The sequence below is a fragment of the Actinomadura sp. NAK00032 genome, from assembly GCF_013364275.1.
Classification (GTDB): domain Bacteria; phylum Actinomycetota; class Actinomycetes; order Streptosporangiales; family Streptosporangiaceae; genus Spirillospora.
The window spans coordinates 160,171-173,475 of record NZ_CP054932.1; the positions used below are offsets into that span (position 1 = coordinate 160,171).

The following is a 13,305-nucleotide window of genomic DNA, read 5'->3' on the forward strand; positions in this document are numbered from 1 at the left end:
GATTCGACGCGGGGCCGGTTCGCGCGGTTCCATGGGGGTGTGATGAATTTCGGGGAAGACGTGCCGGCGGTCGGCGCCGCCGACGTCCCGCAGGACGGCTACCTGCTGGACGTCCGGGAGCAGGACGAGTGGGACGCCGGGCACGCGCCCGAGGCGGTCCACATTCCGATGCGGCAGCTGGGCGACCGGGCCGGGGAGGTGCCGCGCGACCGGGAGGTCTTCGTGATCTGCCGGTCCGGGGCGCGGTCGGCGCAGGTGACGGTGGCGCTCAACCAGGCGGGCTGGCTGGCGAAGAACGTCGACGGCGGGATGAAGGGCTGGGCGGAGGCCGGGCGTCCCATGGAGGGCGCGGGCGACGGTCCGCCGTTCGTCGCGTGATCCGTACCGTATGCCCCCTTCTGGGGGACGACGGGCGGTTGTACGATCAGGTCTGACCGATAACCGCGGGAGCTCGGGCCACAAGCCGGGCTGAGAGGGCGGCCAGCAGGGCGCCGCCGACCGCATGAACCTGTCCGGGTAATGCCGGCGTAGGGAGTGTGTCCCGTGACGTCCGACGTCGAACGGCGCCCTGAGGGCAAGCGGCCCGCCGATGAGGCCCCCTTCACCCTCGATGAGCCCGCCCCCAAGGTCCTCGGGTTCTGGGACCAGAGCGCCTTCTGGGCCAACCTGGGCGTCAGCCTCCTGGCCTTCTCCGGCGCCTACACCGTCCTGGCGCCGGACGCGGACGGCAAGCCGACCATCTCCATCATGGCGGGCATCGTCGCGATGGCCGTCGGGACGGCGCTCGGCGGGCTGATGCTCGGCCTCGCCGCCGTCCCCGGCGCCCGCACCGGGCAGCCCGCGATGGTGCTGCTGCGCGGCCTGTTCGGCGCCCGGCTGTCGTACGCGCCGACGATCCTGAACATCGCGCAGCTCATCGGCTGGGGGACGTTCGAGCTGATCGTCATCGCGGACGCGGCCCGCGAGCTGTGGGACGGCGTGCCGCGCTGGGGCTACGTCGTCGCCGCCGGCGCGATCACGACCGTGCTGACGGTGTGGCCGCTCGGCTCGGTGCGGCTGCTGCGCCGGTACGTGACCGTCGCGGTGGGCATCGCGCTGGTCTACTTCTACGTGGAGCTCGTCCGGCAGCCGCTGCCCGACCTGTCGGAGGGCTCGTGGGGCGGCTTCTGGATCGGCGCGGACGCCGCGCTCGCGGTGTCGATCTCGTGGGTGCCGGTCGCCGCCGACTACACCCGGCACTCGCGGACGGAGCGGGCGGCGTTCGGCGCGGCGTCCGTCGGCTACTCGGTCACGCAGATCATCGCCTACGTCCTCGGCCTGCTGGCGCTCGCGCTGGTCGCGGGCGACAGCACCAGGATCTTCGACCCGTTCCTCGGCGCCACGCTCGGCGTGGTCTTCTTCGCGATCTTCGTGCTGCGGGAGGCGGACCAGTCGTTCGCCGACACCTACTCCACCGCCGTGTCGATCCAGAACCTGTTCCCGCGCGCCGACCGCCGGGTGCTGAGCGTCACGCTCGGCGCCGGCGTCACCGTCCTCGCACTGGTGCTGGACATCGGCGACTACGCGGGCTTCCTGACGCTGATCGGATCGGTGTTCGTGCCGATGCTGGGCGTCCTCGCCGCCGACTTCTTCCTCGGCCGCCGCCGGGCCGCGGGCGGCAAGGAGGCCGGGCTGGACGGGTGGGACGTGTCGCGGCGGGCGCCGTCCCGCTGGGGGATGATCGCGGCCTGGGCGGTCGGGTTCGCGGCCTACCAGCTGATCAACCCGGGCACGGTCGAGCACTGGGCGGACTTCTGGCGGGACGTCCAGGAGGCGGTGCACTTCACGCCGCAGAGCTGGATGAGCGCCTCGCTGCTGTCGTTCCTGGTCGCGGGTGCGGCCGCGCTCATCATCGGGAGGCTTACCAGGCGGTAGCCTTACCAGAAGGTAAGGTTCCCCTGGCAATTTTCGATGCAAGTTACCCGGCGCCGCGCCGGAGTCCGGTGGCACGATGACAGACGTGTACGAACACGTCCACGATCCGATCGCGCGGGCCGTCATCGAGAGCGCCGCCGACGCGATCGTGGCGGTGGACCAGCGGCACCGGGTCACGGTGTGGAACCCGGCGGCCGAGCGCATGTTCGGCTGGAGCGCCGCGGAGATGATCGGGCGCGTCCCGCCGATCGTCCCGCACGAGCTGAAGGCCGAGCACAACGCCGTCCAGGAGCGGCTGCTCACCCGGCCCGCCGGGCCGGGCGACAGCGGGCAGATCTCGATCGCCACCCGCCGCTTCCACCGCGACGGCCGCCTCATCGACGTGCGCATCGACACCAGCCTGCTGCAGGACCCGAGCGGCACGCTGCTCGGCTGGGTGGGGGTGTACCACCCGGTCGAGGAGGACGAGATCGTCCAGCACCACATGACCGAGCGGGCCCGGCTCGTCCGGCGGCTGAACGACATCGTCGCCGACCTGAACGCCGAGCTGGACCTGAACGTCGTCCTCGACCGGATCACCACCGCGCTGATCGAGCTGACCGGAGCCGACGCGGGCGGGTTCGTCCGGATCGAGGGGGAGCGGCTGCGGCTGGTCAGCATGACCGGGCTGCCTGAGCACATGAGCGACCGCACCGCCGAGCTGCGGTCGAGCCTCGTCGGGGAGCTGCTGCGGTCCGGCAAGACCGTCAAGCTCGCGACCGGCGCGCAGCGCCTCGGCGACCTGATCTGGTCCGAGCTGCCCGGCCTGCACACGATCGCGCTCGGCCTGTCCTACCTGCAGAACCGGCCGTACGGCGCGCTCTACGCGCTGTTCTCCGGCAGCAAGGCCGGGCACACCGAGCTGGAGCTGCTGGAGCTGCTCGCCGGGCACGCCGGCGTCGCGGTCGGCAACGCCGTCGCGTACGCGGAGGTCGTCCGGCAGCGGGCGCACGAGCGCGCGGTGATCGACTCCAGCGCGGACGGCATCGCCGTGCTCGACCACGACCTCGTCGTCCGGCAGTGGAACCCGGCCGCGCACGCGCTCACCGGCGTCCCACCGGAGGAGGCGATCGGCCGCCCGCTGCCGTTCGGCATGCCCGCGCTCGGCGAGATGCTCACGTTCCGGCTGGAGTCGGGGACGTGGCTGAACGTCCTCGCCGCCGAGATCGAGGAGACCGGCGAGCTGGTCGTCGACTTCCGCGACGTGTCCGAGGCGAAGGCCCTCGAAGAGGCCAAGGACCTGTTCCTCGCCACCACCAGCCACGAGCTGCGCACCCCGATCACGGTCGTGCAGGGCTTCGCGTCCACCCTGGTCAACCGGTGGGACGAGCTGGCCGACACCGACCGCCGCACCGCCGTCGCCACCATCGCCGAGCGCGCCCAGTCCCTCGCCCGCCTCGTCGAGCACCTGCTGCTCGGCTCCCGGGCCGGCGCCGACGAGCTGGCCGTGACGATCGAGCCGTTCGACCTGAGCCGGGTGCTGGAGGGCGTCGTCGCCGGATTCCGGTCGCTGTCGCCGCTGCACCGCGTGGAGCTGGAGATCGCGCCCGACCTGCCGCCGTGCCGGGGGGACGCGATGGCGACCGACATCGTGCTCGGGCAGCTGCTGGAGAACGCGTTCAAGTACTCGCCGGACGGCGGGACGGTCAGCGTCCACGCCCATCCCGAGGGCGCCGACATCGTGGTGCGGGTGGTGGACGAGGGAGTCGGCATCCCGGCCGGCGACCATGAGCGGATCTTCGAGCGGTTCGTGCAGGGCGACTCCGGCGACCGCCGCCGCTTCGGCGGCATCGGGCTCGGGCTGTACATCGTCAAACGGCTGACGGAGGCACAGGGCGGGAGAATCTCAGCTCATCCGGCCGAACGTGAGGGATCTCACATTAAAGCGGACAACGTCACCGCAAGTGGTGACGTGCCGGAAATGGAACGGACCATAAGCCGTCCGTCCACGCTCCTGCGGACCGCGCCCGGACGCGGACCCGCAGGTGGCGCGCGTGCGGGCGAGGGCACGTGCATGCGGCTCGTGCTGCGCGCCGACCGCTGACCCGGATTGGTTACTCACCGTGACGACACTCCCTCGGGTGCGGCCTGGTGACACCGTTGTGACCTGGGCGTTCGGCGGTCTCGATGGGTGGCAACCTTGGCTGGTGCGAGAAAGTACGGTGACCGCAGGGTGTGATGGACGAAACGCGCGCGGGAGGAGTAAGTCCGCCGTTGGCTGGATAGATCCTTTGATGGTTGCCGTTGGTGACGAGATTCCGTTCCGGGGGTGATCACCGTGACCGGACGGCCGGTGACTCGTTGTGCAGGTGGTGACCTGGATGGCCCGGGTTTCCGGCCCTGGCCATCAGGGCATTTCGGTCGTACCGGAAGAGCGGCGACGGGACTCGTCCGAGTAGCGGAACCAGGGGGAGGTGAGGGCGTCTGAGCGTCGTACTGCTGCCACACGCACCGTCCAGCGTCGCGGTCGCCCGAAGGCGCCTCAGCTCGGAGCTGGTCGACTCGGGGGTCTACGAATCCATCGTGGACGACGCCAGCGTCATCGTCAGCGAACTCATCAGCAACGCCCTCCGCCACGCCCGCCCGCTCCCGTCCGGCGACGTCCGGGTCTGCTGGCTGCGCCGCGGCGACATCCTCGAAGTCGAGGTCAGCGACGGCGGCGCGATGACCGAACCGCGCCGGGGCCCGGGCACGCTCTCCTCGCTCGGCGGCCGCGGCCTCGGCATCGTCGAGGCCCTGTCCGACGGCTGGGGCGTGCGCCACGAGGAGGGCGCCACCACGGTGTGGGCCGTCCTGCGTGCGCCCAGGTCAGCGGAGGACAACGGCCGCGCCGCCCCCGCCGGGATGCACGCCGTCGTGCCCGATCTGTCCGACTTTCCAGACCTGCTGGACGAGCCGGACGAAGATCTGTGCAACAGAAGTAGGAATGGAAGTGCCCCAAGCGGGGCATATCCGGCATAAGAGGGCCCCGCCTGGTAGGAACCCCGCCCGACCTTGTATGGTCCTCCCAAGCTCGGGCGCTGTCGTGCCCCCGTCGACACCGCCCGAGCTCTATTAATTTTTTTTTCTCTCGGCGTCAGGCGCTGGGGCGCCTTCCTTCAACGAGAAAAACGGCGATCGCTGCATCGCTTCGGCTCGCCTTGCGGCTCGCTTCGCGATCAGGTTTCTTGCTTCGCTCGTAACCTGCCTTCGGTCGCGATCGCAACGTGACCCTTGTCGCCGACTTGGCTTACGGACGTTCCCCTGCGGGCTTGCTGTGGCTGAGGGGCGTCGGCTGGCGCTGGTGCGCTCCTGTCGGTTGGCGCGGGGTTCGCATGGATCCGTTTCGTGGATCGTATTGAGGCGGGGGTGTCCCCGTCCGCATTGGCCCTCTCTCAAGGCCGCCAATGTGATGGCGGCCGCTGGGCCCCTGACCGTCTCGTGGCCGTTGCTGGTGAGGAGATCGGCGCCGGCCTTTTCGGTTCGTGCAGGTCAGGGCCATTCGGTGGTGGGTGGTGCGCCGTTCTTTGGTGGCGGTCGTGCGGGTCAGATGTTGTCGCGGAGGACGGGGCAGGACATGCAGCGGGGGCCGCCTCGGCCGGTTCCGAGTTCGCTGCCGCTGATGCGGATCACCTCGATGCCCGCGGCCTCCAGCTGGGCGTTCGTCTCTATGTTGCGCTCGTAGGCGACGCAGAGGCGGGGGGCCACGGCGAGGGTGTTGTTGCCGTCGTCCCACTGCTCGCGTTCGGCGGTGACCGGGTCCAGGCCGGTGTCGATGACCTTGAGGCGGTCGAGCTTCATCGCCTCGGCGGCGGCCTCCAGGAAGGGGCGCGGCTCCGAGACGCGCAGGTCGCCGTTCGCGAGGGTGACCGTGTGGGCCGTCAGCGAGTGCGCCACCGGCGGGTACATCACGACGGTGTCGGCGTCGACCATCGTGCAGACGGTGTCGAGGTGCATGGTGGCGCGCTCCTGGGCGATCGGGACCGCCAGGACGGTGTGCGCGAGGTTCGCGGCGAAGACCTGGCGGGCCAGGCGCTCGACGCCGGCGGGGGTCGTCCGCTCGCCGGTGCCGGCCGCGATCACGCCCGGGGACAGCAGGAGGACGTCCCCGCCCTCGACGTGTTCGAGGGACGGCGAGTACACCGGCTCCACCTCGGCGAAGCGGGGGTGGTGGGCGTAGACGAGGCCGGTCAGGGCCGACTCGCGGCGCCGGGCCTCCATGGCGAGGCTCGTCACCGCCACGCGGTCGCCGATCCAGGTGCTGTTGTCGCGGGTGAACAGCAGGCCGGGCAGGGGGTCGATGATGAAGTCGAGCCGGTCCATGAGCCGGTAGACCAGGCCGTGCCCGGACTTCAGCTCCTCGTGGGCCAGGCCGCCGATCAGCGTCTGGGTGAGGTTCTCCGGGTCGAGGTCGCGCAGGTACTCCTCGACGATGCGGCGGAGCTGATCGCCGAGGCGCAGGTCGACGACGGCGTCGGCGATCGCCTGGTCGCGGGCCGGCTCGTACTCCAGCGCGTCCTGGAGCAGCTCGGTCAGGTAGAGGACCTCGACGCCGCGGGTGCGGAGGGCCTCGGCGAACGCGTCGTGCTCCTCCTGGGCGCGCCCCGCCCACGGGATCGCGTCGAACAGCAGCTTGTCGCTGTTGCGCGGGGTGAGCCGTTTCAGTTCCGCGCCCGGGCGGTGCAGCAGGACGGTCCGCAGCCGTCCGACCTCACTGGTGACCCGGTGCTCTGTCTTCGCTGCCGTCACTCTTCGAAGTCTAAGCATGTGCCAACATGCGAGCGTGATCGGACGGACGGCGGCGCTGCCGCTCCACCTCACCTCGGCGACGCTGCTGCGGGTCTCGGCCGAAGGCGTCGCGACGGCGCTGGTGCTGACCGTCGAGGCGCGGACGGGAGACGCGGCCACCGCCGGATACCTGCAGACCGCGATGACGCTGCCGTACGTGCTGAGCGGGCCGATCATCGGGAACGCGCTTGACCGGGTGCTGCGGCCCCGGACGGTCGCGGTCGTCCTCGCGGCCTGCTACGCCGTCGCCACCGGGCTGTTGTTGGTCACGGCGGGGCAGTCGCCGCTGGTGCTTGCGCTCCTTATCGCTGCGGTGATCGGCTGCACTGAGCCGATCGTCGTCGCGCTGACCAGCTTGTTGCCGAGGTTCGTTCCGGAGGGACGGCTTTCGCGTGCTTATGGGCTGGAGGCGTCGAGTTACAACCTCGCGGGCATCGCCGGGCCCGGTCTCGCCGCGGCGCTCGCGTCGCTGGCGGGTGGGCAGTATGCGGGAACCGCCGTCGTCGCGGTGGGTGTCGTCGGGCTGCTGACCTTGCCGCTTCTTCCCTTCCCGGGTCCGGACGCCGGGCCGCCGGTGCAGAGGCGGGGCGGGTTCTCGGTGATCACGGGTGGGCTCGTCGTGCTGGTCGAAGGGCGGGTCCTGCGGGCGCTGACGGCGGCCACGACGCTCGCCTGGACGGGCTTCGGGGGCGTCGCGGTGACGGCGGTGCTGCTCGCCGAGCACATCGGGGCCCCGCCGAGTGCGGGCGGACGGCTTCTCGTGGCGTTGGCGGTCGGGTCGCTGATCGGCTCGCTGGCGTCCAGCCGGTGGCTGACGCCGAAGCACGCGGAGCCCGTCATGCTGGCCGGGCTGGTCGCGTTCGGCGCGTCGCTGGCGGCCCTCGCGGTGGCGCCGTCGCTGCCGTGGGCGACGGCGGCGTTCGTCGCGGCGGGGATCGCCGAGGGGCCGGTGTTCGCGGCGACGCTGATGCTCCGCCAGCGCGAGTCGCCGCCCGACCGGCTCGGCCAGGTCAACACGACGGCCGGCAGCCTGAAGATCGGCGCGTCCGCGCTCGGCGCCGCGCTGACCGCCGTCGCGGCGGACGCGCTCGGGCCCGTCGGCCTGGTGCTGGGGATCGCCGGCTTCCAGTTCGTCGGCGCGGCGGTGGGGATGCTTCTGCTGTACGTCCCCGGGCGGGAAAAACCGGTCGACGTGGACGGCGTTCGTCCGTAATGTCCGAAGCGCGAGGCTTGCGGCCGGCACCTGGACGCTCGCGGTCATCATCCCGCTGAGCGCGGCGCCGGCCGCTTCCTTTTAATGCGTCGACTTCCGGCGGCGGGCTCCGTAGTGTGCGGGGCATGTTCTTCGCGGCCGGCACTCCGACGCTCGCAGGCACCGACCTGCTGAGCGCGCTGCCGGCCGCCCTCTGCGCAGCAGACGGCGTCCGACGCTGACCCCTCTCCGTCCTGCCTCCGGAGAACCAGCGGAGGGGGGTGGTCCGAGTGAGCGCGGCCTGTGCGCCGCGCGGGTTCTCACGTTCACATCATCGTGAGGACGGACAAATGGCGAAGAAGCTCTACGAGCGCGACAAGCCGCACCTGAACATCGGGACGATGGGGCATGTCGACCACGGCAAGACGACGCTGACCGCGGCGATCACGAAGGTGCTCGCCGAGCGCGGGCTCGCGTCGGCGGTGCCGTTCGACCGCATCGACCGCGCCCCGGAGGAGCGCGACCGCGGCATCACCATCAACGTCGCGCACGTCCAGTACTCGACCGCGACCAGGCACTACGCCCACGTGGACATGCCCGGCCACGCCGACTACGTGAAGAACATGATCTCCGGCGCCGCGCAGGTGGACGGTGCCGTGCTCGTGGTCTCCGCGCAGGACGGCGCGATGCCGCAGACGCGGGAGCACGTCGTGCTCGCGCGGCAGGTCGGCGTCGAGCACATCGTGGTGGCGCTGAACAAGGCCGACACGGTGGACGACACCGAGCTGCTCGACCTCGTCGAGCTGGAGGTCAGGGAGCTGCTCTCCGAGTACGGGTTCCCGGGCGAGGAGATACCGATCGTCCGGGTGTCCGGGCTGCGGGCGCTGGAGGGCGACCCGTACTGGACGGCCCGCATCGGCGACCTGCTCGACGCGATCGACGCGTACGTGCCCGTCCCGCGCAGGGTGCTGGACGCGCCGTTCCTCATGCCGGTCGAGAGCGTGCTCACGATCACCGGGCGCGGCACCGTCGTGACCGGGGTCGTGGCGCAGGGCTCGGTCCGGCTCGGGGACGCGGTGGAGGTCGTCGGACTCGGCGAGTCGTTCGGCTCCGTCGCGACGGGGCTGGAGACGTTCGGCCAGACCATGGACCGCGCGGAGGCGGGCGACAACACGGCCATGCTGCTGCGCGGGGTCAAGCGCGACCAGGTGCGGCGCGGCCAGGTGGTCAGCGCGCCGGGCGCGATCCGGCCGCACGTGCGGTTCCGGGCGCGGGTCCGGGTGCTGACCGCCGCCGAGGGCGGCCGCTCCAGGCCGTTCTTCCACGGGTACCGGCCGCAGTTTCACTTCCGCACGACGGACGTGGTCGGCGGCATCGACCTCGGCGGCGAGGGCGGCATGGCGCTGCCCGGCGACACCGTCGAGATGGCCGTCGAGCTGGGCAAGCCGGTCGCGATGACCGAGGGGCTCGGCTTCGCGGTGCGCGAGGGCGGCCGGACGGTCGGCGCGGGCACGGTGACCGAGCTGCTCGGCTAGCGGCGCGGGGGCCCGGCGGGAGCATCCGCCGGGCCCCTTAGCCTTGGGGACGCCGGGAATCGCCGTATCCGGGATGACCGCTTGGTCGTGAAACGCTGGCGGATGCGATCTTGATGTGGTGAGATTTCGGCATTACCCCCGCAGATAGCCTCATACTGGAGAACGTGTGCGATCCCCCCGCGCCCTGATTCCCCTGCTCTCGGTCTGCGCGGCCGCCGCGGTCGTCACCGCGGCCGCCACCGGCGCGAGCATCGACGGCCTGCCGGGGGGTGGAGGTCCCGCCCACGCCGACGCCCCGGCCCCCCGCCCCGCCGCGGTGACGATCAACGCGGTCACCTGGAACGTCTGCGGCGGCCCCGGCTGCCCGTCCGCGGCGGCGCCCGCGGCGCTCGCCAAGCAGATCGTCCAGCGGACGCGGGCCACCGAGGTCGGCGGGCGCGAGGTCAAGACGAACGCCGTCCTGCTCCAGGAGGTCTGCGAGGGGCAGATCCGCACCGCCAAGAAGTCCGCGGCCACCTGGACGTGGGCGTTCGCCGCGACCCCCGGCGGCGCGTCCTGCGCGCAGGGCCAGGGCCGGGTCGGCGTCGCGATCGGCACCGACAGCCCGCTCACCGAGACCCGCCAGGCCAAGCTCCCGGCACCGGCGGGCCGGACGCGCATCGCGCTGTGCGGCGAGGTCGAGTCGTGGGCGACCCGGGTGTGCGTCACGCAGCTCGACCCGTCCGAGGGCGGCGACTGGCGGCAGAAGGAGGCCCGCGCGCTCGCCCTGCTCGGCGGCGGCGGGCGCGTCTTGCTCGGCGGCGACTTCGCCGACAGCCCGGAGAGCCCGGCCCTCGACCCGCTCTACGGCTCCTACGCCGAGTGCGACCAGTCCGGCTCGTCCCGCACCGGCGCGATGACCCGCCAGAACTGGCAGGGTGCCGCCGTGCAGAAGACCGACTACCTGTTCATCCCGAAGTCGGCCGGGGTCTCGTGCAGCGTCCCCGCCGCCCGCGTCCGGACGTCCGACCACCGCCCGATGTCCGCCGAAGTCCGCTTCAGCTGAGACGGGACCGAGCTTCAGACACCGCATGCACGGTGTCTGAAGCTTGGCCGCCAACTGCCTCGGCGTTGCGATCGCGTGCGAAGCCAGGTTCAAGCGAAGCGAGAACATGATCGCGCAGCGAGCCGCAAGGCGAGCCGGAGCGATGCAGCGATCGCCGCTTGGCCCGTTGAAGGGAGGCGCGCCAGCGCCGACCGCCGAGGGCGAAGCAATGAGCTAGTGCACGGACCTGTCCTTGCCCTGCCAGTAGGGGGCGCGGAGTTCGCGTTTGAGGATCTTGCCGGTGGGGTTGCGGGGGATCTCGTCGCGGCGTTCGACCGAGCTGGGGCACTTGAAGTGGGCGAGGTGCTCGCGGCAGTAGTCGATGACGTCCTTCTCGGGGACGTCGGCGGAGAGCACGACCAGCGCCTTCGGGGTCTCGCCCCAGCGCTCGTCCGGAACGCCGATGACCGCGCAGTCGGACACGGCGGGGTGGCCCATCAGGACGTTCTCGACCTCCGCCGGGTAGATGTTCTCCCCGCCCGAGATGATCATGTCCTTGACGCGGTCGTGGATGTAGAGGTAGCCGTCCTCGTCGAGGTAGCCCGCGTCGCCGGTGCGGAACCAGTTGTCGTCGGACAGGGCGCTCGCGGTCGCCTCCGGCATCCCCCAGTAGCCCTTCATGTTCTGCGGGGTCCGGCAGAGGATCTCGCCGACCTGCCCGGCGGGGACCTCCTCCTGCGTCGCCGGGTCGACGATCTTGAGGACGGTGTTGTCGTTGGCGAGCCCGGCGCTGCGCAGCCGGCCGGTGTGTGGGCCGTCCGGGTCGTGGTCGGCGGCGGGCAGCATCGTGATCGCGCCGGTGACCTCCGTCAGCCCGTACACCTGCATGAACTCGGTGTTCGGCAGCATCCGCATGGCGCCGCGCAGGACGTCCTCACTGATCGGGGACGCGCCGTACAGCATGAGCTTCAGGCTGGACAGGTCGCACGCGGCGACCTCCGGGATCAGCTGCATGAACTGCAGCAGGACCGGGACGAGGAAGATGTGCGTGACGCGGTGCCGCTCGATCGCCTGCGCGATCAGCGTCGGGTCGGGCTCGCGCGCGATGACGCCGGTGATCGCGTTGTAGATCGCGGAGACCGTGAGGACGTTGCCCGCGACGTGGTACATCGGCATCGCGACCATCAGGACGGACGACTCGTCGATGTCCCACACGTCGGTGGTCACGCTCAGCGCGGCGAGGAAGTTGTCGTGCGTCAGCATGACGCCCTTGGGCAGCCCCGTGGTGCCCGACGAGTAGAGCTGCACGAACACGTCCGACGTGGCGGGCTCGTGGTCCGGCGGGGTGTCGGGCGCCGCGTCCACCCAGGCGGCGTAGTCCTGGTAGGCGTGGTCGGTGCCGTTGACGACCACCATGTGGGTGGTGTGTTCGAGCTTGCCGGCGATCGCGTCCAGGACGGGGACGAACTCCGGCCCGACGATGAAGACCTTCGCCTGCGCGTTGTTGACGATGTAGGCGACCTCGTCGGGGGCCAGCCGGTAGTTCACCGGCACCTGAACGGCGCCGATGCGCGCCGCGCCGAACAGCTGCTCGGCGTACTCGAGCGAGTTCTTGTCGAGGATCGCGACCCGGTCGCCGGGGCCGGCGCCCGCGGCGGTGAGCGCGCCCGCGACCCGGTCGGCGCGCCGGTCGAAGTCGCGGAAGGTGATCTCATTGTCGCCCGCGATGTACGCGAGGCGATCGGGATGTGAACGTGCGCGTTCGCGCAGCACCTCAGTCAGACCGGGCACGGTATGTCCCTTTCGCCGATGACCGCCTGGTTATTCCGGCATCATGCGGTCACCGGCGACGCCCCGCAAGGGGTATGAGCTGCTCGGTCAGCGGCTTTTGGACATCTTGGAGACGGCGGTCACGGCGAGTACCACGATGACGGCGACGAGTCCGATGAAGAAGAAGAACTTGAGCATCGAGATGATGGCGCCGATGACGGTCATCGCCAGCCAGATCGCGAGCACTACACCGATGATGGTCAGGATCGTCTTACCCATGGCTCCACCGTATGCGCCGGTTCGGCACGGGACATCACCCTTGGGGACGACCCTGGCCCTGACCCGTCCCCGACGCGCGGCGGAGCCGGACCCTGAGAACGTCGGGGACGAACCCCTACTGCTGCCCGCCGTGGAAGGGGCCGCCCGGCGGCTGCCCGGGGAAGGGCGGCTGGCCGGGGGTGGGGGGCTGCCCGTGGACCGGGGGCTGGCCGGGCGCAGGCGGCTGGCCCGGTGCCGGCTGGTACGGCTGGCCGTAGCCGCCGGGCTGCGGGAAGGGCGGGCCGGACGGCTGCCGCGGTGCGAGGCTGCCCGCGACCATCGCGACCCGCAGGCCGCCGAGCGCTCCCGCCATGAGCGGGGCCAGCAGGTCCCACTTGTTGAAGTGCGGCTTCAGCACCTCCACGATGAACGCGCCCGGTGTGGCGCCGTGCGTGAAGGAGTACAGCAGGATGCCGAGCCGTGCCCCGACGTACAGCGCGATGTAGGCCGAGACCACCGCGACGATGGGCGCGACCGGGCCGCGCGGGCGGGTGAGCATGAGCCCGATCGCGGTGAAGAAGCCCACGGCGAGGCACAGCAGGATGTAGTACCCCGTCGAGTGCCGGAAGCCTGCGAGGAGGTCGCTCTGGTAGATGCCGAAGAACATCATGAACGCGCCGACCCCGGTGGCGACCGCGCCGCCGACGAGGATGAGCGCGATGGTCCCGACAACGGGCGTCGCGGTACGGGTCTGGGCCATCCGGACATTAAACCGGTGATCACGCGGTCACGCAGGTCGCCAGGTC

General features: G+C 71.2%; 11 protein-coding genes and 1 riboswitch. Of the genes, 7 read left to right on the forward strand and 4 right to left on the reverse strand.

Annotated elements, in window-relative coordinates; all coding sequences use genetic code 11:
* The first annotated feature begins 42 nt into the window (after positions 1–42).
* From HUT06_RS00815 to HUT06_RS00830, 4 genes are all read left to right on the forward strand, one after another.
* Positions 43–378 (forward strand): rhodanese-like domain-containing protein, encoded by a 336-nt coding sequence (locus tag HUT06_RS00815; protein ID WP_176193919.1) that lies wholly within the window; start codon positions 43–45, stop codon positions 376–378.
* A gap of 55 nt (positions 379–433) precedes the next feature.
* A riboswitch (TPP riboswitch) is annotated at positions 434–551 on the forward strand.
* Entirely contained in the window at positions 544–1,914 is a 1,371-nt protein-coding gene (locus HUT06_RS00820) for a cytosine permease (protein ID WP_176193920.1), read from the forward strand. (Overlaps the previous riboswitch by 8 nt.)
* Positions 1,915–1,990: 76 nt before the next feature.
* The gene (locus HUT06_RS00825; protein WP_176193921.1) at positions 1,991–3,997 is read left to right on the forward strand and encodes a PAS domain-containing protein; all 2,007 of its coding nucleotides are present in this window, start codon (positions 1,991–1,993) and stop codon (positions 3,995–3,997) included.
* A 395-nt stretch (positions 3,998–4,392) separates the two neighbouring features.
* Complete coding sequence (locus HUT06_RS00830) at positions 4,393–4,914, forward strand: ATP-binding protein (RefSeq protein ID WP_302931877.1); 522 nt, start codon at positions 4,393–4,395, stop codon at positions 4,912–4,914.
* Positions 4,915–5,478: 564 nt separating this feature from the next.
* On the opposite strand, the gene HUT06_RS00835 is transcribed toward HUT06_RS00830, so the two are convergent.
* Positions 5,479–6,681 (reverse strand): arginine deiminase, encoded by a 1,203-nt coding sequence (locus tag HUT06_RS00835; protein ID WP_254714903.1) that lies wholly within the window; start codon positions 6,679–6,681, stop codon positions 5,479–5,481.
* Between the two features lie 34 nt (positions 6,682–6,715).
* On the opposite strand from HUT06_RS00835, the gene HUT06_RS00840 reads away from it, so the two are divergent.
* From HUT06_RS00840 to HUT06_RS00850, 3 genes are all read left to right on the forward strand, one after another.
* The gene (locus HUT06_RS00840; RefSeq protein WP_176193923.1) at positions 6,716–7,933 is read left to right on the forward strand and encodes an MFS transporter; all 1,218 of its coding nucleotides are present in this window, start codon (positions 6,716–6,718) and stop codon (positions 7,931–7,933) included.
* A gap of 329 nt (positions 7,934–8,262) precedes the next feature.
* A complete protein-coding gene (tuf, locus tag HUT06_RS00845; protein ID WP_176193924.1) occupies positions 8,263–9,447 on the forward strand; it encodes an elongation factor Tu in 1,185 nt (394 codons plus the stop codon).
* Positions 9,448–9,613: 166 nt separating this feature from the next.
* Positions 9,614–10,492 (forward strand): endonuclease/exonuclease/phosphatase family protein, encoded by an 879-nt coding sequence (locus tag HUT06_RS00850; RefSeq protein ID WP_176193925.1) that lies wholly within the window; start codon positions 9,614–9,616, stop codon positions 10,490–10,492.
* 213 nt (positions 10,493–10,705) lie between these two features.
* Here HUT06_RS00850 and HUT06_RS00855 read toward each other — a convergent pair whose 3' ends face one another.
* The 3 genes from HUT06_RS00855 to HUT06_RS00865 all read right to left on the reverse strand — a co-directional run bounded on the left by HUT06_RS00855 (position 10,706) and on the right by HUT06_RS00865 (position 13,259).
* On the reverse strand, positions 10,706–12,262 hold the full coding sequence (locus tag HUT06_RS00855; RefSeq protein WP_176193926.1) for a long-chain-fatty-acid--CoA ligase: 1,557 nt from the start codon (positions 12,260–12,262) through the stop codon (positions 10,706–10,708).
* A gap of 87 nt (positions 12,263–12,349) precedes the next feature.
* Positions 12,350–12,520, reverse strand: coding sequence for a hypothetical protein (locus tag HUT06_RS00860; RefSeq protein ID WP_171069016.1), 171 nt, complete (start codon positions 12,518–12,520; stop codon positions 12,350–12,352).
* 115 nt (positions 12,521–12,635) lie between these two features.
* A complete protein-coding gene (locus HUT06_RS00865; protein ID WP_176193927.1) occupies positions 12,636–13,259 on the reverse strand; it encodes a hypothetical protein in 624 nt (207 codons plus the stop codon).
* Positions 13,260–13,305: the final 46 nt, after the last annotated feature.

What these genes read in the sequence shown, in the direction of transcription:
- HUT06_RS00815 (WP_176193919.1), top strand. Translation starts at nt 43, where the DNA reads ATGAATTTCGGGGAAGACGTGCCGGCGGTCGGCGCCGCCGACGTCCCG.
- HUT06_RS00825 (WP_176193921.1), top strand. Translation starts at nt 1,991, where the DNA reads ATGACAGACGTGTACGAACACGTCCACGATCCGATCGCGCGGGCCGTC.
- tuf (WP_176193924.1), top strand. Translation starts at nt 8,263, where the DNA reads ATGGCGAAGAAGCTCTACGAGCGCGACAAGCCGCACCTGAACATCGGG.
- HUT06_RS00860 (WP_171069016.1), bottom strand. Translation starts at nt 12,520, where the DNA reads ATGGGTAAGACGATCCTGACCATCATCGGTGTAGTGCTCGCGATCTGG.
- HUT06_RS00865 (WP_176193927.1), bottom strand. Translation starts at nt 13,259, where the DNA reads ATGGCCCAGACCCGTACCGCGACGCCCGTTGTCGGGACCATCGCGCTC.